The sequence below is a fragment of the Planomonospora sp. ID82291 genome (assembly GCF_015711645.1).
Lineage (GTDB): Bacteria > Actinomycetota > Actinomycetes > Streptosporangiales > Streptosporangiaceae > Planomonospora.
Genome location: NZ_JABTEX010000004.1, coordinates 654,194 through 673,291, shown reverse-complemented (window position 1 = coordinate 673,291; position 19,098 = coordinate 654,194). Strand labels below are relative to the sequence as shown.

9 protein-coding genes are annotated in these 19,098 nt (G+C 69.2%); 2 read left to right on the top strand and 7 right to left on the bottom strand.

The genetic code is table 11. The features are described from left to right. Positions 1-77: 77 nt before the first annotated feature. The 4 genes from HS045_RS27380 to HS045_RS27365 all read right to left on the bottom strand — a co-directional run bounded on the left by HS045_RS27380 (position 78) and on the right by HS045_RS27365 (position 11,918). Positions 78-1,541, bottom strand: coding sequence for an IS1634 family transposase (locus tag HS045_RS27380; protein WP_196454504.1), 1,464 nt, complete (start codon positions 1,539-1,541; stop codon positions 78-80). Between the two features lie 166 nt (positions 1,542-1,707). Then, positions 1,708-3,033: an ISL3 family transposase gene (locus HS045_RS27375; RefSeq protein ID WP_196454344.1), complete on the bottom strand. Its 1,326-nt coding sequence runs from the start codon at positions 3,031-3,033 to the stop codon at positions 1,708-1,710. 385 nt (positions 3,034-3,418) lie between these two features. Next, on the bottom strand, positions 3,419-4,015 hold the full coding sequence (locus HS045_RS27370) for an SMI1/KNR4 family protein (RefSeq protein ID WP_196454343.1): 597 nt from the start codon (positions 4,013-4,015) through the stop codon (positions 3,419-3,421). Continuing rightward, on the bottom strand, positions 3,999-11,918 hold the full coding sequence (locus HS045_RS27365; RefSeq protein WP_196454342.1) for a LamG-like jellyroll fold domain-containing protein: 7,920 nt from the start codon (positions 11,916-11,918) through the stop codon (positions 3,999-4,001). Before HS045_RS27365 ends, HS045_RS27370 begins: the two co-directional genes overlap by 17 nt. A 784-nt stretch (positions 11,919-12,702) precedes the next feature. On the opposite strand from HS045_RS27365, the gene HS045_RS27360 reads away from it, so the two are divergent. Beyond that, positions 12,703-13,203 (top strand): NUDIX domain-containing protein, encoded by a 501-nt coding sequence (locus tag HS045_RS27360; protein WP_196454341.1) that lies wholly within the window; start codon positions 12,703-12,705, stop codon positions 13,201-13,203. A 124-nt stretch (positions 13,204-13,327) separates the two neighbouring features. Next, entirely contained in the window at positions 13,328-13,849 is a 522-nt protein-coding gene (locus tag HS045_RS27355; RefSeq protein ID WP_196454340.1) for a DUF3841 domain-containing protein, read from the top strand. Positions 13,850-13,873: 24 nt separating this feature from the next. On the opposite strand, the gene HS045_RS27350 is transcribed toward HS045_RS27355, so the two are convergent. The 3 genes from HS045_RS27350 to HS045_RS27340 all read right to left on the bottom strand — a co-directional run bounded on the left by HS045_RS27350 (position 13,874) and on the right by HS045_RS27340 (position 18,978). Then, positions 13,874-14,764, bottom strand: coding sequence for an IclR family transcriptional regulator (locus HS045_RS27350; RefSeq protein WP_196454339.1), 891 nt, complete (start codon positions 14,762-14,764; stop codon positions 13,874-13,876). Positions 14,765-15,035: 271 nt separating this feature from the next. After that, on the bottom strand, positions 15,036-16,028 hold the full coding sequence (locus tag HS045_RS27345; RefSeq protein WP_196454338.1) for a Ca2+-dependent phosphoinositide-specific phospholipase C: 993 nt from the start codon (positions 16,026-16,028) through the stop codon (positions 15,036-15,038). Between the two features lie 289 nt (positions 16,029-16,317). Then, entirely contained in the window at positions 16,318-18,978 is a 2,661-nt protein-coding gene (locus tag HS045_RS27340) for an exo 1,3/1,4-beta-D-glucan glucohydrolase (RefSeq protein ID WP_196454337.1), read from the bottom strand. Positions 18,979-19,098: the final 120 nt, after the last annotated feature.

Genomic DNA, 19,098 nt, shown 5'->3' with positions numbered 1-19,098 from the left:
GGCACCCTCGCGCCGGGTGAGCTTCAGGCACCGCCGGCAGATGACCTCACTGCGCTCAGGACCCGAGTTAGGTCAATTTAGTGCGCAGCGGCTCGGGTCTTGATCGTTTCGAGGGTCTGCCGGACGTCGGCCGGTAGCGGGTCGGCGGCCGTGATGATGTGATCACCGGCCTGGATCTCGATGGTCCGGTAGCGGCGGACGGTCTTGACGAACTTCCGGATCGACCAGCCAGTGGCCTCCTCGATCCACCGGGAGACCGCAAGGGCCGCGAACACGATGGTCAGATGCGCCGCGATGCTGTCTCGGGTGCGGTGATAGATCGGGCGCGCGGCCAGGTCGGACTTGGCCATGCGGAAGCTCTTTTCGATCTCGAAGAGCCGATGGTAGGACCCGATGACGAACTCGGGCGTGGGACCGGGGACGTTCGTGACGTAGCCCTTGATCCCTGCCAGCGCCCGGGCCTTCGCCTCGAGCTCGCGGTTGACGGACTTGGCCGCATCGGTCAGCTTCACGAACCTGTTCCGTTTCACCGCGGTCTTGCCCGCCACGGCCTGCTCGGCTTTGCGGACCTGCTCGTCGATGCCCCGCAGTGTCCTGCGGGCCCGGTCATGCCGGTACTGGTAGTAGCGGACCTGGTCTTTTCGCCTGTCCGAGGCGGCCGCCGGCCACGGCTGGGTGAAGACGTGCCCGTCCGGTATGGCCTGGCCGGGATGGTCCCTGTGCCACTGCGCCACGACGTAGGGGACCTCGGGGACCTTCATCCCCAAGATGAACGACAGCCCTTCGGCCTCGATGGCGCGCATGTTCGCATCCGAGATCATCCCGGCGTCGGCGACGATGACGACATCGCGCAGGCCGTGGACGGCCAGGAACGCCGTCAGCGTCGGCAGCATCGTGGTGGTCTCGGCCGTATTGCCCTCGAACGCGCTGACCATCAGCGGGAACCCGGACGCGTCCGTGAGCAGGCCGACCGTGATCTGCGGCTCCAGACGGCGCTCCTTGGAGAACCCAGGCTCGCGGAAACCGTCGCCGGCGTCGGTCTCGAAGTACAGGGTGGTCACGTCGTAGAGCACCAGCGTCGCAGGTCCCAGACCCGCCTGCCGGGCGCAGGCGGCGGCCAGGCGCTCCCTGAAGTCCTGGACGCAGTAGAGCGGCAGGCGGCGCGTGAGGGTGCGGTAGGACACCGGGGTGATGCCGGCCTCGGCCAGCACGCGCAGCGAATCGAGCTTGCTGGTCGGCTCGATGATCCGGGCCAGTACCAGGTGCCGGAAGACCTCGTCACCGCCGCTTGCGTGATCGAAGCCGAGGGTGTCGTAGGCGGTGCTCAGGGCGTCGTGCAGGTGCCCCATGCGGGAGGCGGTGATCGGTAACGGGCCGCCCGCCTCGGGTGGGGCGTTCAGGCCGAGGTCGAGTTCGCCCTGTCCGGCGGCGAGCCGTTGCCGGGCTGCGGTCTTGAGCAGTTCGAGTTCGACGTCGTCGTGGGCCGAGCCGATGTGCTCGATATCCCGGGAGCCCTTGCGGGAGGAGTGGACGATCTGCACCGCACGTGCTCCGGAGGCGGTCTTCACGGTGCGGATGTGGGCCACCCGACCACCTTAGGGCCACGGTTTAGTGCGCAGGTTCCACTCACCGCAACGACGAACACCCAGGTCAGCGAGCCGTGCCACTGGCCAGCTCTGGTTCGTGACCCAAGTCGGCTCTTCGAAGTTAAGCGGGGTTGAGGTGCCCGCGGCTCTTTCGAGTGGTGGCGCAGCGGGTGCGTAGCCGCTGGTTCTCCGGATTGCGGAAGCCGTACGCGTCCCGGGCGACCGTCTTGATCACGCGGTTGGTGCCCTCGGAACCCGCGTTGGTGATCCCGGTCCGCAGGAACGCACAGATCTCCGGCCACCACGTCTGCACCGTCGCAGCCAGCCGCTCCAGTTCGGGCAGGCCCGAGGCGGCGCACCGGTCATAGAAACGGAACAACCGCTCGGCGATGACATGCCGTTCGGGATGCATGCGAGCAAGAGCCAGCAGATCCAGGAGGTCTTCCTTGGCGTTCCAGGCGTCCAGGATCGGCTGCCCGATCTTCATCGGCAGCGCGTGCAGATCATCGATCATGGGATCGAGTTGAGAGCCGTGCATCCGGGCCGCTGAGCGGGTCAACCGGTTGCGCAGTTCCCACTCGCGGTTGCCCTTGCGTCCGCGGCGGCCCCGGACCTGCACGGTCACCCGGCGGCGCACCTCGGTGACGGCGGCATTGGCCAGCTGCACGATGTGGAAATGGTCGACGACCAGCACCGCGTGCGGCAGCGCGGCCCGCACCGCCGCTTTGAAGATCGTGCACATGTCGATGGCCACGTGGGTCACCTGGTCCTTCCATCGCTGCCCGCGGGCCTGCAGCCAGTCGATGACGACCTGGCTGGTGCGGCCCTCGACCTGGCCGAGCAGCCCTTGGCCTCCGGACAGGTCCACGAAACCCACGTGCCAGCGATCGACGACGGCCTTCCACGCCTGTGCCGCCTCGTCGAAGGCCCAGCGGGACCGGCCGCGCCGGGTCTCATCGATGCCCAAGACCGTGACCGGGTCCGGCTGGGCGGGCAGCACACGGGCGGCGTAGGCGGTGAACGCGGCTGAGGTCACCGGCCAGGACAGTCCGTGGTCGCGGGCCGACTGCACGACGGTGCGTCCACCGTCGGCGACCGCGGCCCCGGCCGCCTGGCGCAGACGGACCGTCAACCGGGAGCGGGCCGGGATCTGCGGCACGCACTCGGTGAACGACGTACGCGGACATCGGCTGTGGTCACACCGCCAGCGCCGTTTGCGCCAGCGCAGCCGGCAGACCCGTCCTGCCATGGGAAGGTCCCGGGGTCGGGTGAGCACCCACTCCTTCATGCGGGTCGCGGTCGTCCCGCATGCCGGGCAGGCGCGCGCCCGCGGATCCAGGGTCTCCAGATAGAGGACAGGCCCCTGACCAGGGGTGTTGTTGCCGGTATCGATCTTGGTGACTGCCACGCCTTCCAGGCCCAGCAGCCGAGTCGTATCGTTGACCACGCTCGCGGCTCTTCTGTTGTGAGATCTTGCTTCGACAACAGGAATGATCAACGAGAGTCGCGAGCTCTCTCAAGACGCCGGCCTCACCTCATCGGGGCACGCTCCGGCGCTCAACCCCGGTTAACTTCGAAGAGCCCCCAAGTCGGGTCTAACGATCTACAGCTGCCGTATCAGTCCGAGACCGGTGCTACCGCCTGGCTGGCGGTGCGCTCCTACCTCGACAGCGCCCGAAAGCACGGGTTGAGCGTGTTCGAGGCGATGCGCCGTACCTTCACCGGCGACCTGTGGATGCCGCCTGTCGCGCCGGCCGAGTGACCGACGGCTCTTACGCAGCGTCATCCGCCTTCTGAATGCTTACGCTGAAACTGAGTCCTGGCTGACCATCTCAGTCTTGCTTGATATGTTTGTTGGCTATGCGATCGATATCCGCCTGAGCATATTCTTCTCTGTTTAAGATTTCCGGGAAATCATCTGGGAGTATCGGACATGCTATCTCACGGGAAAGTATGCCAACAATGAATTCGATAAACGATCCATTGTAGTGCCACCAGGAAGCTCCGTTTGTGACAACTATAGACCAATTCCTTGGGTTGGGGTTGGTTAGCCAAAGAAGGTAATCGCCGTTATCTGTAGAGCCCCACGGATAAACTCCTCCGGTCTCGGGATAGAGTGGGAAAGGTTCCACTTCCCGCTCTTCGCCGGTTTCGTCGATCAGATCGATAGACCCCCATTCCTCTATTATGGGGCGGAGCTGCTTCAGTCGTGCCTCGGCGTCCTCTTTCAGGGATTTTTCGGGACGGATTCCCGGATGGTGAATATAGAGGAATTGATCTATCCGGGTCTCTGTGTATCTGCTTGCCCACTCCTTGAAGTCGCTCGGGAACGTCAGGCCGAGCTCTGCCTCTATCGAAGGCCAGTCCACCGGAGGTGGCTGCTTGGAAGGTCCCCCAATAAGCTGTTCAAGATCAGCAATAGCTGCCATGTAGATTCCTTCCATTGGCGCTGTTCTCAAGGCATCTATCTATCAGAAGCCCTCTGTCCCCTACGGCGGTTATGTGGACACGATTCGGTATGAGCGCCTTCCCGTTGTACTTAGGAATCACTCTGTATGATACGTTCTCTCCATTTTTGACAGCCGCCCTAACTCGCTTCTCGACCTCATGATACATCTGTGCGCTGTTGGTTGGATTCTGGTGACATGTCACTAGATTCCTCATGTCTTTACCGGATCCACCGATCTTGTCACCGATAAGATGGCAGCGCGCATACGTATATCCTCCGCCTGTTCGAGGATTGTCCTTGGGAAACCCTGGAGTGCGCTTCCTGGTTGCGGGAGACCCGCGCGGTATATCTCCATTGCAGTATTCGGCGTATCCCCCAGTGGGTCGTCCGTATGAATCGAGATTTCCGTAAGTTATATTCGTTCGGCATTCATCGTCATCAGTATCTGCGCTGGTAGGCGGTGGCGGGGCCGGCTGCTGTTGTCGACTACTGGGCCCGCTGTTGCTGCTGGGCCCAGTGGAGCTTCCTGTTCCACTTCCAGTCGAGCTTCCGTTACTGCTTCCGGTCGTGTTGCTGGGTCGGGTGTCTGTGCTCGGAGGCGCTGCGGTGGCCGCAGCAGCTCCTGCCCCAGCGGCTACGCCGCCGCTGATCTCCGTGCCTACATGACCCGTGTAGGTGCCGGTGCACGGGCCGCGCGAGCACCAGTAATCCCTCTCCTGCTGCGGGGTGCGCCGGTAGATCGGGTTGTTGGCGTTGTTCGGGTCGTTGATGAACGAAGGGCTCTTCGTGTCGACGATGTCATCGGGGACGCTCAGGTCGCCGGGGCACATCGAAGTACAGGTGACAGGCCGTGTGATGGTTGTCGGCCGTGTGATGGTTGTCGGCCGTGTGGTGGTTGTCGGCGGGACGGTAGTAGGGGCAGGTGGATTGGAGACTCGCCGGAGAGGTGCCCGCTCGGTCGGTATGTACGGTCGGGTGTATGGCACGGTCCTTGTCCTCGGCATCGTCACGGTCGGTGTGCTCGTGGTCGACGATGCGGAGGAGCTGCTGCTGGTATAGAATGGGTGCTTTTGGACATATCGGGCTGCCGTATAAGCGCCGGCCGCAGCTATGAGCGCGGCCCCCAGCTTCCAGGCGGCGATACCGGCGATGATCGGAAGCGCGTGCCCGGATGGGTCCACGCCGATGAGGGGACTGCCGTTGACGTAGGTGTAGCGGTTGGTCTGGATCGAAGGGGTCGCCGGTAGGGTCCAGCCGTCGCGGGAGACGAAGCCTCCGGTGCCGGGCTGGTACCAGCGGGCGTGCATGTTGACCTTGCCGGTGTCCGGGTCGGTGTACTCACCCTGATAGCCCAGCGAACGCTTCATCCCGGAGTGGTGGGTGACCTTGCCGAACGGATCGTAGGCGACCGAGTCGACCAGGGCGGTCCCGGAGAAGGTCGCCACCACATCACCGTGCAGGTCGCTCATCACCCCCACAGCGGCGGTGCCCCCTTCGGCCAGGCTGAGCAGGCCGCCGAAGGGGTCGCGACCGTACTTGGCCTGCACAGCTCCAGCGCCGTCGACAACGGAGACGATGTCGTTCTCCAGCCCGGAGTAGACGAATCGCCGCTGGTCACTGCCCTTGGTGCGGGAAGTCATCCGGCCGAGCGCGTCGTAGCCGTAGGTGGCATCACCGTCGGAGACGAGCTGGTCGAAGGCGTCGAAGACAAGGGTGCGGGTAGCGCCGTCCTTGGTCTCGGCGGCCAGCGTGCCGCGAGGGCTGTAGGTGTAATCAGTGCCACCGCCGGACAGCAGCCGGTTGCGCTCGTCGTAGACGAACGTCTCCTCCCCGGCCTTGACGCGGTTGCCCGCGTCGTCCCAGGCGTAGTCGACGATCTTGCCGTCCGGGCCGGTCCAGGAGGTCAGGCGCCCGGCGTGGTCGTAGCCGTAGGTGTTGGTGCCGGCTCCGGCGGTGCCGGAGGTGGTCTTGGAGGTGAGGTTGCCGTCCTTGTCCCACCCGTAGGCGATCTTCGACAGTTCGGTGTTGCTACTGCTCTTCAGGGTGTGGGAGGTGAGCCGGTCGAGCGCGTCGTAGCCGTAGGCCTGGGTGGTGGCCGGGCCTGCCGAGGTGAGGCTGGTGAGCCGGTCGGCCTTGTCATAGCCGTAGGTGAAGCTGCGTCCGGTCACCGGATCGGTAGCGGTCTTCAGACGGCTGCCGTCGTCCCAGGTGTAGGCGGCAGTGCCAGCGGTATCGACGCGCTGGATCGTGTTGCCCAGGGCGTCATAAGCGTAGGCCGCGACCTGAGCGCCGGCCTTGGTCACCTTGGTGAGCAGGCCGCGGTCGTTATACTCCAGGCCGTAGTCGCCGATCGCGGTCGGCCGACCGGCCGGGTCGTAGGCGAAGGTGCGCTCGGGAGTGTCGACGGCGGCGCCGGTGCCGGTCTGCTTGGTCACCTGACCCTGCGGGTCGAAGGTGCGGTCGATGCGCACGCCGCCCGGCTGCAGGGTGGCGGTGGTGTTGCCCGCCGCGTCGTACACCTGAGTCCAGGTGCGGTCGGTCGCATTCGGGTGGGCGGTGGTGGCCGGTTCGGTGATGGAGTCGACCAGGCCGAGGCTGTTGTAGGTGGTCCAGGTGGCGTTGCCGCGGCCGTCGGTCAGGCGGGTGCGGGCGCCGGCGGCGTCGTAGCCGAACGTGGTGGTGATCGTCTTGTCGGCCGTCACCGGCTCGATCAGCTTGGTCATCCGGCCGAGCGCGTCGAACTCCTGCCGCGTGAGGTGTCCCTCGCCGGAGGTGCGGCTGATCTGGTTGCCGGCCGGGTCGTGGCCGAAACCGATCGTGCGGACCACCGCCCCGGAAGCATCGAGGTCCTTGGCCGCGGTCTGCCGTCCGGCCAGGTCGTATTCGGCTTCGGTGGTGTTGCCCAGTGGATCGGTCACCTTGGCCGGGCGGCCCAGAAAGTCATAGCCGATGGTGGAGGTGTTGCGGTTGGGGTCGGTGGTGGCGGTGACCTGCCCGGCGGCGTTGACGGTGTAGTCGGTGGTCTTACCGCCGGGCGCGACGGTCTTGGTGAGGTTGCCGGCGGTGTCGTAGGTGAAGCTGGTGGTCAGCGCGGCCGTGGTGGGTTTGCGCTCGATCTGCGTCTGGGTGATCATCCGGCCCAGATCGTCGTAGGTCGCCTCGGCGCGGGCGCCGGTCGGGTCCACGGACGCGAGCTGCTCGCCGAGCAGGTCGTACTCGGTCACCGAAACGCTGCCGGGGCCGGAGGCGCCGGGCAGGGTGGTGCGCACCGGGTTGCCCAGGGCGTCGTACTCGACCGTGGTGGCGTAGCCGCGCGGGTCGGTGAGCTTGGTGACGCGGTCGGCCGCGTCGTAGGCGAGGGTGGTCTTCGACTCGACCGGCGCGGTCTGGGCCGGGGCGCTCGCCGCGGCGGCCGGGGCGGCGGTGGCCAGGGCGCGGACCTCCTCACCGGTCAGGGCCTTGCCGTAGGCGCGGACCTCGTCAAGAGTGCCGCGGAAGGAGTGCTGGTAGGCGCCGGCGAGCTTGCTGCGGCCGATCAGCAGGCCTCCGCCGGCGTTCCAGGTGCTGGTGTAGTCGTTCTCGGCGACCAGGTCCCCGTCCTCGTACAGGCGGAGTTTGCGAGCCTGCGCGTCGTAGACGCCGGTCAGGTGCGTCCAGGTGTTGAGCTTGGCCGTCCGGGAGGAGATGGCCTTGGTGTCGGTCGAGCCGGCGGTGTCGCTGGTGTAGGCGACCATCCGCCACTTCTTGTCGCCGGGCGAGTACTGCAGTTTGAAGCCGCTGTTGACCGTCCCGTCCTGGCTGACGACGGCCGAGTGCTCGTCCGCGGTCAGATAGGCCCACGCCGCAACGGTGTAGCTCTCATCGGTGCGCAGCACCGGCGCGGCGGTCAGCGCGTGCGTGCCCGCGCCGAAGGTGACGGCCTTGCCGTGCTTGCCCTCGCCCCAGGTGATCGGGCCGGTGGCGGTGGCGGTGTGCTTGTTGCCGGAGGCGTCGGCCAGCGCGGTGCCGGAGCCCTCGTCCATCGCCCAGTGCCCGGCCTCCCCGGCCGGGACCGTCGGAGAGCCCGGGTCGGGGGAAGCGGTCATGGCGCGGATCGTCGCGGTCGGCCGGCCGGCCTTGTCGAAGGTCGAGGTGGTGGTGCGGCCTTCGGCGTCGACGACCTGCGTGGCCAGGCCCAGGCTGTTGTAGCCGTACTTGGTGGCCGGTCGGCCGTCGGCGGCGGCGCCGTTCTTCTCGATCGTCACCTTCGGCGCGGTGGCCTCCACTAGACGCCCGGCGGCGTCGTAGCGCATCGTCGTGGTGAACGCGTCCTCGTCCGCGCCGGAGGCGTTGCCACGCGGGTCGGTCTGCCTGACCAGCAGCCCGCGCTCGTCGTAGCTCCAGGTGGAGACCAGGTCGGCCTCGCCGTTGTCGACGCTTCGCCGGGTCATCTGGCCGAGCGGGTTGTAGGCGTACTCGGTCGACTCGGCCCGGGTGCTGCCCGCGCCGGTGAACGTCTCCTTGGTGACGTTGCCCGCCGCGTCGTAGGTGTAGGCGGTGGTGCGCTTGAGCGTGGCCGGGTCGTACGTGGTGGAGGTCGGCCGGCCCGCGGCGTCGCGGACGTACTCGGTGGTCTGCTTGCCGCCGCCGGTGACCTGCTTGGTCAGGTTGCCGGCCGCGTCGTAGGTGTTGGCCTCCAGCACCACGTCGGCCGGGGTGGTGGAGCCGTTGAGCCGCACGTCGTCGGCGATGACCTGCGACAGGCGGTTGTCGGTGAAGTAGGTGTAAGTGGTCTTGCGGCCCAGCGCGTCGACCTGGCCGGCCAGTCGGCCGCCGGGGTCGTAGGAGAAGGACTCCAGCACCACGTCCTTGGCGGCTTGGGGGTCGACCGGGCTGCCGGTCCAGTCCTTGAGCGTGCGCGTGTACAGCTCGCCGCGTTTGGTGTAGGCCGAGGCCACGACCGTACCCAGGGGATCGGTCGTGGAGACGACAGCACCGGTGGCATCCCAGGTGGTGCGGACGATGCCCTTTTCGGGGTCGGTCACCGACGCGACACGGCCGTGGTCGTCGTAGGTGTAGGTGGTGGTGCGCTCGGGATCGCCACCGGTCGGATCGGTCAGCGTCACGGTGAGTGTGTTGCCGTCGGCGTCGTAGGTGAAGGCCGTGCGGGCGGTATGCGTTTTGCCGGTGATCTCGTTCTTCACCCCGGGGCCGGTTTCGGTGAGGACCCGGTTCATCGCGTCGTAGGTGAAAGCCGAGGCCACTCCATCGGGATGGGCGTCGGAGATCTCCTTGCGGGAGACGACCCGGCCGATTCCGTCGTAGGCGAAGGTGATCTTCAGTCCGGCGGGGGTGGTCTGCTCGGCCAGATCACCGGTTGAGGCGTAGCGGTAGGTCGTCTCGTCGCCGCGCGCGTTCTTCACGGTTTCCAGCAATCCCGCCGGGGTGGCTCCACCGCCGATAGCGGCCTCGGTGCCGTCGGTGTAGGTGGAGGTGGCCGTCCGCCCGTCGGGGAAGCCGGGAGTCGCCGGGGTGGTCTCCTTGGTGCGCTCGCCGTACTGGTTGTACTCCCACCGGGTCGCATACGTGTCATCGGTGGCGCTGGCCGATCGGGCATCCCGCAGGGCGAGCGGCCGGTCGTTGCGAGGGTCGAACGGGTCGTCCTTGGTCAGGTGGTAGGCATAGCGGGTGGTCTGGCAGTTGCCAGCCGTCCGGCACTGCTTGCCGGCCAGGGTGTTGCCCCGCTTGTCGTAGAAGTTCTCGGTGGTGTTGCCGTTGGGGTCCTTGACCGTCTTGACGAAACCGCCGGTGTCGTAGCCGTAGTCGGTGGTCTTGCCGAGCTGGTCGGTCTGCGCGACCAGGCGGTATCCGCGCCAGGCGTCGTAGACGTACGTCAGCGTCTCGCTGCGCGGGTCGGTCACCTTCACCGTGGACTTGCCGGTCGTCCGGTCGTAGGCCAGAGTGCCGATCTTCCAGGTGCCGCCGTGGGCGTCGGTGTGGGCGGTGAGCCGCTCCGTCGCGGGGTCGTAGGTGTTGGCCGCCCAGATGCGGCCGCTCGGCAGCGTGATCTTCGACAGCTTGTTCGGTGCCTCGGCCCGCGCCTCGAAGTGCGCGGTCACCTCGGCCTCGGTCAGCGGCCGATCGTAGATCGCCAGCTCGTCCACCGATCCCGCCAGGCCCGCTCCGATGCGGGTGACGTTTCGCTCCTCCCTCGCCGCTTCCTGGGTGAGCGTGCCGACGGCGCGCCCGTCCAGGTAGAGGGTCTGCTTGTCGGCGGCGATGGTGAGCACCACATGGTGCCAGGCGCCGTCGTTGACCGCCGCGGGCGAGACGATGGGCGAGGAGGTCGGTCTGTAGGAGGCGCGCAGCCTGCCGTCGGCACCCACCTGCAGCACCGGGTCCAGCGTGCTCCACTGCCCCGTCGAGACGATGCGGCCCGTCGCCGTGGTCTTCAGCCACAGCTCCACCGCGCCCTGCCCGCGCAGTCGTTGCATGACGTCTGAGGGCAGCTCGACGTAGCTGGAGCTCTTCAGTTCCACCGCGGTGTCACTGCTGCCGGCCAGCGCGCCCGGCCGGCCCGGCGTCACCCCCGAGTAGGACGCCGGACCCGCGCCCCAGCCCTGATCGGCCGCGCTCTGACCGGAGGCCTCCCCCAGCCGCCAGTACCCCAGCGGATCGGCGTCCTGAATCGAACTGCGATACAGCGACCCCGTGCCGTAGTCGAAGACGGTGCACGCCTCGGTCGGCGTGCAGATCTTCGTCAGCCGGTCACCGGTGTAGGTGTAGGCCCACGTCAGCGGCTGCCCACCGACCGGGTCGGTGGACACACCGGTGACGTGCGCGCCGGTCCAGGTGAAGGTCAGCGACCTGCCGCCGACGGCGGTGACCTTGCTCAGCCTGCCGTCGCCGCCGTAGACCAGGTCCTGGCTGCGGCCACGGCCGTCGGTCACCTTCAGCAGCCGCCCCTGGGCATCGAAGACGTAGGAGGTCGACGACTTGTCCATCAACCGCCAGCCTCCGCCGTCGACCTTCGCCAACGTGGCGTAGGTGCCGGGAGGCGGCTGGAAGGTCCCGTTCTCCTTGGCGGCGAACCGCACCGTCCGCCCGTCGGGGTAGGTCACCAGCAGTGCCTCGTGGCCGCGGATCGTCTCCGCCACGATCCGCATGTCGAAACGGGTCGACCAGCCCGCACCGAACGCCCCGTCCCGCCGCGGATCCATGCTGTTGTAGGAGCGCACCACCGACAGCGGCGGCCCCGCGCTCGCCACCACGGCGTCGGTGAAGGTGGTCGTGTAATTGCCGCTGGCCTGGTAGAACTCCTGGCCGTTGATGCCCCGGGCCGACAGGTTCGAGGTGATCGACGGCTGGCGCACGCCCACGGTGAACGAATGCGTCTCGGAGTAGGCGCCCCGCCCCCCGATGGTGGAGGCGTCGGTGACGTACACCCGCCACCAGTACTCCTGTCCCCATGCCACGTACCCCTCGGGCAGCTTCCACTGGCCGGACAGCCCGCAGCAGTCGAAGCCGTAGTCGTCGGAGTCGACGCAGTCGCCCGACATCGACGGGCTGTCGCAGACCTGGAAGTCGAACCCGGCGACGCCACCGGACCAGGTCGTCACCGTCGCCGACAACGTCGGCTGCAGCGTCATCACCAGCGCCTCGTCGACCGGTGCCATGGAGGTGACCGTGGGAGCAGCCGGCAGCGGACATGCTCCTCGATCCGCCCACTCCCATGCGTCCCCTTGCTCGGGCGGCGTCGTGTTCAACCACCCGGCGATGTCGATCAGGGCCTCCCAGATCCGGCCCGCCGAGGCCAGGCGATCCCCCTTGGTCACCGCGTAGTTCGACCGCCAGGCCGACACGCTTCCGCACGGAGCCGCCGCCGAGGCCTGCGCCGAAGCCATGGCCTGAGGCTTTTCTGCTTCCTCGGTCTTCTTCGCAGAGGCGGGAGCCTGCGTCGTGAGAGGAGCCGACTCCTTAACGAACCTGCCTTCAGACGGCAGCACCTGCTTGGGCGGCTTGACATCCGGTGACGTAGAGGAGGCGGACCGCGCCGTCGTCGACGTGCGCTCCGCCTCCACAAGAGACGGCATACCGGCCGCACTGCCGATCAACTGCACCGGGAGCGCTCCGCCTCGGAGCACCGGGGCCGCAACGGTTGTACTCGTCTCGGCCGTCACCGGCAGCGCTTGAAGGCCCAATAAGCCGGGTGTCAGCACCACAGTGAACACCGCCGTCATCCAGGCCTTCCGGCTTGATGAACGCGACCACGACAGACTGCGGCGCATACGCCGTCACCCTCCGAACCAGCCAGCGCGACAGCCTGTGCCGTCGCTACCCCACCCCGTCGGTCCCCCCGGCGGAGGCCGGGATCAGCGGTTCAGAGTGATCAACAAGCAAACGATCAGAAGGTACACATATACCTCGTTGATGCGCAAGATCCACATAAGTAGCAGATAAAGAACGGAAAGTGGTCAAATCGGGAAGATCATCTTTCCTGTTCCACAGCCGTCGGACGGTGCGGCCGCCTCTCCCCGCCTCGACCGTCAGGATGGCCGGTGGCCCGTCCTCGGCCGTCGGCGTCGCCGAGATCCGGTCAGGAGGGTGGCGTGACCGCACGGCGGGACCGGCGCCGCCGGCCGTCCGTACGGCTCCGCGACCGGAGCGGGAGTTGTTAGTCTCACCGCCGTGACGGTCAGAAACTCCCACTGCTCCTTCTGCGGCATGGCCTACGCCCCGGACCAGGCCTGGCCGCGGACCTGCTCCGCCTGCGGGAACACCTCCTACCTCAATCCCCTCCCGGTCGCGGTGATGGTGCTGCCGGTGGACGGGGGACTGCTGGTGGTCCGCCGCGACGTCGAGCCGCACCGGGGCGCGCTCGCCCTGCCCGGCGGCTTCGTCGACCTGGGCGAGTCCTGGCAGCAGGCGGCCGTGCGCGAACTGCGGGAGGAGACGGGCGTCGTCGTCGACGCCGCCGACGTCCGGCTGTTCGACGTGCTCAGCGCCCCGGACGGCACCGTCCTGGTCTTCGCCCTGGGGCCGCGGACCGCCGCGTCCGCTCTCCCGCCGGTCGCGCCCACGGCCGAGACGTCGGAGTGGCTGGTGATCGACCGGCCGCAGGACCTGGCCTTCCCCCTGCACACCCGGGTCGCGGCGGCCTACTTCGGCGGGCGGCGCGGCCCGGCCTGAGTACGGCGGGGCCGTCACCGTCGCATGCGGCGCGGACCGCCTGAGCGCGGCGGAGCCGTCCGTCACCGCCCTTCCCGGCCTGATCGCGTGGATCTCCGTGCCCCCGCCCTGGCATCATCACCTGATGCGATTGTGGACGGTCCAGCACCGAGCGGTTCTCGAGTCGCTGGAGGACGCCGGTGAGCTGGTCGGGGACTGGGAGCGGATCACGGTCCGGAACCACCGGGCCTGCTACGAGGCGATGGCGGCGGAGATGGCGCGGCGCGGCCTCGACTGCGGGGGCCGGCCGCCGGTGTGGGCGTGGGAGGGACCGGATACCCGGGACAACCGCGTGGCGCTGGCGGCGGAGCTGCTGCTCTGCCCGCAGACTCCGCAGGAGTACGCCCGCTACGTGGTGCTCGACCTGGACGTTCCGGACGAGGCGGTTCTGCTCAGCTCGTACGGGCGCTGGAACGACTTCATGGCCGCGATCGTCATGGGCGAGGGCCCGCCGGACATGGACTGGTCGATCGATCGGGACGAGCTCAACGGGATGCAGGCGTGCCTCGCGCGTGTCTCGGCCGGATGGGTGCTCGGCAGCCGTCCGCTGGAGCCGTTCAGACCGGAGGACGAACCGGAAGAGGAAGACGAGGAGACCGGCCCCTGAGCGTGCGCCGTGCGCGCGGCGGCGTCAGAACCAGTCGCCGTTCTGGCCGGTGGCCAGGAGCCGGTTCACGGTCTCCGCGGACCACGTCCGGTCCGGGACCACCGCCATCAGGCGGGCCCGCCGGGGGGCCTCCGCGTCCGGGAAGAGGGCCTCGGAGGCCTGGCGCGCGGCACAGGCCACCAGCGGGGCGACCTTCTCCAGCGGCGTCCGTACGTCCCCCACCAGGGAGATCGCGGCCTCCGGGCCTTCGGGGCCGCGGATCGCCGCGGCCACGCAGGCGATGTCGGGGAAGCACTCCCCCCGTTCGAAGGCCAGCCCCCGGCGCTGCCGTACCCGGTTCAGCTCCTGGTGCAAAACGTCCGTCTCGCCGATGGTGCGGCTGGTCAGGCGGCCGATGGCGCCGCCGATCCGGGCGTCGACCTCCTCGGGTTCGAGCCAGGCCAGCATCGCCTTGCCCAACGCGGTCGAGTGGGCCGGGGCCCGGCCGCCGACCCGGGAGGGGACCGAGGCGGCGAACCGGCCGCCGACCTTGTCGAGGTAGAAGACCTCCGCCCCGTCGAGGACCGCCAGGTGGACCACGAGGCCGGTCCTGAGCTGCAGGTCGTGCAGGAGCGGCGCGGCCGCCTCCCGGACCTCGCCGTGTCCGCCGTCGCCGCCGCCGAGTCCCAGGGCGCGCGGCCCCAGGCCGTAGCCGAAGGAGGTGTGCTCGATCCAGCCGAGGCGGACCAGCTGGTCGAGGATCCGGTGCGCCGTCGAGCGCGGCAGGTGCGTGCGGCGGGCCACGTCCTCCAGGGTCAGCCGGGTGGAGCGGCCGGTGAACGCGTCCATGATCAGGGTCATCCGCTCGACCATCGACGGCGGCAGGTCGCGCCGGGCGGGCGCCGTCGGCTCCGGCTCGGGGGTGAGAGCGGTCATCGAGCCCTCCGATCCAAGAACTGAAATGAATTCTCATCTCGGAATGTAGCAACAGGACACCGCGCGGGGAAGATCCGGGACCGGCCGGATCGCTCCGGCGTACGGGCTCCGGCGGCGGGGCCCGGCGGCGGGGTCCGGCGAGCCGGCGGCGACGGGCGGGGCGCCGCACGGTCCGCGGGGCACCGTACGGTCCGCGGGGCACCGTACGGCCGCCCCGCCGCCGGATGCCCCGCCGCCGGATGCCGGGAGACCGGTGCGGCCGCGGGGCCCCTCAGCACCCGGTGCGGGCGTGCGGGCCCTGCCAGCCGGGGACGCGGCGCCAGTCGCTGGACACGACGGTCGCCCCCAGGCACCCCAGCGCCCTGGTCCTGGCCAGGGCCTGGTCCGCGGGCGGGTTCACGGGGTCCAGCGCCGGCGCGACCTCGTGGGCGGAGGTGACCGCGGTGAAGTAGTCGCCGTAGAACGCCCGCCGCTCGGCCGGCAGCCCGGCGAAGGACGCCGCGCCGCCGTCGAAGACGACGAACCAGGGGCGCAGGGACTCCTCGTAGGCCTGGCGCGGGTCGGCGGCGCCGTACCCTCCCCGGGGGACCGGGAAGACCTGGGCGTCGGCGGGGTGGTCCCGCAGGTGCCGGGCGTACTCCACCTCGGTGGGCAGGCTGTCGTTCTCGGCGGTGCCCCGGATCACGTAGGCCATGATCCTGCCCCGGTGGTCGGCGGGCCAGGCCCCGGCGCGGGCGGCGGCGTCCGGGGTGGCGTGGCCGCCCGTCAGGTCGGCGGGGGTGAGCATCGCGTCGCCGAAGCGGTCCCGCAGGACGGCGTCGAGCTCGTCGGGACCCCGGCCCCGGTTGTCGTGGAACCCGTCCTTCATCTCCAGCTTGAGGACCAGGAGCTCGTGGCCCGGATTCGCCTCGTGCCAGGCTCTGACGTTGTCCAGGCAGTGCGTGAACTGCTGGTTGCGCGCCGAGTCGCGCAGTTCGCCGGCCGTCGCGCCCTTCTCGCAGTTGTTGTCGCTCCAGAACGGGTTGGAGTGGCTCACGGTCCACTGGCCGAAGAAGGTCCACAGGTCGATCTCGATCATCCGGTTCCCGGCGTCGAGCGCGTCGACCAGGTAGGGGTAGGCCGCCCTGTCGTAGGCGTTGTGCACCCCGCCGAAGGTCAGGTCCGTCAGGGCGGGCTCGGCCGCGCGGGCAGGGCCGCCGCAGACGGCCGCGGTCATCGAGGCGGTCAGGGCGGCGGTGACGGCGAGGCGGAAGGGGGAACGCACGGATGCCTCCGGGAGGGTGGAAGGCGGTCCCCGCGGCGCCGTCGGACGTGTCACGCCGATCGTGACCATGATCCGCCCGCTCCGCAAGGCCCGTTCCCGGCGGTGGGACGACGGGCGGGGCCGGGGAGGGGACCTCTCCCTCCCCGGCCGACTCAGGTCCGGAGGTCCGGGCCGGCCGGCTCAGATCCGCGCGTCCGGATCCGCCGGCTCAGGTCCGGGACTCAGGTCCGGGACTCCGGATCCGCCGGCTCAGGTCCGGCCGGGCCGGACCTCCGGGTGTCCCGGTCGGTCAGCTCAGATCCGAGCATTTCCTCGCGTCCGGGTCCGCGGCGGCCTTCGGGACCCAGCGGACGTTGGCGAACGACGCCGAGAAGGCGCCCTCGGTGTAGACGAGGAAGGGCGTGTTGACGTTCTCCAGGTCGAGGCCCCCGGCCGCGAAGCAGGAGACGGGGATCTTGACCGTCGCCTTCGTCCCCGCGGGCAGCCCCGTGAACAGGGAGGTCGCCACGACCTCCGCCAGGCACGGGTAGACGCAGTGGGTGCTGATGACGGTCCTGGCGGCCGGGGCCCGGTGCACGATCGTGTCGAAGACCAGCGCGGCGTCGGAGTTGAGGTAGCCGCGCAGGTCGGTGCCGCCCGCCGGGTTCTGCAGGTAGATCTGCGCGGGGCCGGTTCCGGTCCAGGTCGCCTTCAGGCCGTCCTGCTGCACGTTGACGTCGGACTGCACGACGCCGATCTCGGCGTGCGCCGCCTGGCCGTCGGGGCCGATCTCGGTGCCGCCCCAGTTCTCCGCCGAGCCGATGAAGCCCTTGTAGGGCGCCACGTCGGTCCGGTTGAAGATCTCCAGGTCCTCGGTCGCCTCGCCGCCGCCCCCGGTGGAGCCGCAGCCGAACTCCGGCGCGGTCTCGTCGAGCGTGCCGATGGAGCTCGCCTGGCCGGAGCGCAGGCCGTACCCGAGCGGGAAGAGCGGGTCGTAGCCCGCGTCGCCGGCGTTGAGCGGCGTCTGGCAGGCGGTCTTCGGCCAGGAGTACGGCAGCCTGCCGGTGTAGCCCTGATGGTGGCGGCCCCGGACGAGCAGGTCGGCGACGCCGCCGCCCTCGGTGCCCGGCAGCCACGCGACGACGAAGGCGTCGGAGCGGTTGAGCTCCTTGTTGACCCAGAGCGGGCGGCCGGTGACGTGGACGGTGACCACCGGGGCGCCCTTGCCCGTGACCTTGTCGAGCACGGCCAGGTCGCCGGGGTAGAGCTTGGCGGCCTCCAGCGAGCGCCGGGCCAGGTCGCCGACGCCCTCGGCGTACGGCGTCTCGCCGATCACCGCGACGACCGCGTCGAACGCCGCGGGGTCGACGCCGTCGGCCGTCTCGCTGAACGTGACGTTCGCCTCGCCCAGCGCCTCCTTCAGGCCGCCGAGGATCGTGGTGCCGTTGGGGAAGTCGGCGTTGGTGTTGCCGGTGCCCTGCCAGGTGAGGCTCCAGCCGCCGGTCTGGTTCTGCAGGCTGTCGGCGCTCTTGCCGACCACGAGGACCTTGGAGTTCCTGGCCAGCGGGAGCACCTTGCCGTTGTTCTTCAGCAGGACCTGCGACTTGCGCACGGCCTCCCGGGCCAGCCGCCGGTCCTCCAGCGCGTCGGCCGAGCCGGCGTGGGCCCGCTGGGAGGGCTTGCGGCCGTCGAGCACGCCGGCCCGCAGCTTCACCCGCAGGATGCGGGTGACCGCGTCGTCGATGCGGGCCATCGGGATCTGACCGCCCTCGACCTGGGCGATCGTGTTGGCGATGAACGCCTTCCAGTCGTTGGGGACCATGACGACGTCGATGCCCGCGTTGATCGCCTGCGGGCAGCCGGCGTTGGTGCACCCGGCGACCTGGCCGATGCCGTTCCAGTCGGAGACGACGACGCCGTCGAAGCCCATCTTCCCTTTGAGGATCTCGCTCAGCGCGCGCCTGCTGCCGTGCAGCTTGCCCTCGTCGATGCCGAGTTCCTCGTTCGTCCAGCTGTTGAACGAGACCATCACGGTCTGGGAGCCGGCCGCCAGCGCGCCGTAGTAGCCCTGGCCGTGCAGGTTGATCATCTCGGCCTCGGAGGAGGGGTTGACCCCCTGGTCGACGCCCTTGACCGTGCCGCCGTCGCCGATGAAGTGCTTGGCGGTGGCGATGACGCCGCCGGAGCCGATCCGGAACGGGTGGCCGCCCTGCAGGCCCTTGACGGCCTCGTAGCCGTAGGCGCGGACGATCCGGGGGTCCTCGGAGAAGCCCTCGTAGGTGCGGCCCCACCGGTCGTCGCGGACGACGGCGAGCGTGGGGGCGAAGGCCCAGTCCTGGCCGGTGGCCCGGATCTGCCGGGCCGTCGCCGCGCCGATGTCGCGGATGAGGCAGGGGTCCTGCGCGGCGCCCAGGCCGACGTTGTGCGGGAAGATCGTCGCACCGTGGACGTTGTTGTTGCCGTGGACGGCGTCGATGCCCCAGATGACGGGGATCTTCGTCCGGGTGGCCGCAGAGGCCTCCCAGTAGGCGTCGGCGAGGTCGAGCCAGGCCTTCGGCGCGGCGTGCTTGTCGCGGCCGGGCCAGGAGCCGCCGCCGTTGAGCACCGAGCCGATGGCGTACTGCTTGACCTCTTCCGGGGTGATCGCCGCGATCTCCGGCTGGGTCATCTGGCCGACCTTCTCGGCCAGGGTCATACCGGCGACGATCTTCGCGATCCGCCTCTCGTCCAGCGGGTTGCGCTTGATCCTGCTGTCGATCTTCGGCCAGTCGGCGAGGGCGGGCAGGCTCTTGTCGATGCGGGCGCAGCCGCGCGCGTCCAGAGAGGGTTTTCCGATCACCGGCCGGCGATCCTTGGCGGACTCGGCGCCCGCACTCGGCGTCCCGGTGACTCCGGAGGCCAGGACGGCGAGGCCGGCCAGCACGGCGAGCCTGCGCCTCCCGGTGCGCGATCGAGCGGGAGATGTGGTCATCGAGGGTCCGTTCTCGAGGTGCGGCACAAGGGCGTGGCGGCTCCCCCGTGATCCGCACTGCGCAGATCCTGACCCCGTGAGGCCACTCCCGTCAATAGCCGTCTGAGAGCGCTCTCTGAC

Coding starts and splice junctions, on each gene's coding strand:
- HS045_RS27370 (WP_196454343.1), bottom strand. CDS start 4,015: ATGGCAGCTATTGCTGATCTTGAACAGCTTATTGGGGGACCTTCCAAG.
- HS045_RS27365 (WP_196454342.1), bottom strand. CDS start 11,918: ATGGCTTCGGCGCAGGCCTCGGCGGCGGCTCCGTGCGGAAGCGTGTCG.
- HS045_RS27355 (WP_196454340.1), top strand. CDS start 13,328: ATGCGATTGTGGACGGTCCAGCACCGAGCGGTTCTCGAGTCGCTGGAG.
- HS045_RS27350 (WP_196454339.1), bottom strand. CDS start 14,764: ATGACCGCTCTCACCCCCGAGCCGGAGCCGACGGCGCCCGCCCGGCGC.
- HS045_RS27340 (WP_196454337.1), bottom strand. CDS start 18,978: ATGACCACATCTCCCGCTCGATCGCGCACCGGGAGGCGCAGGCTCGCC.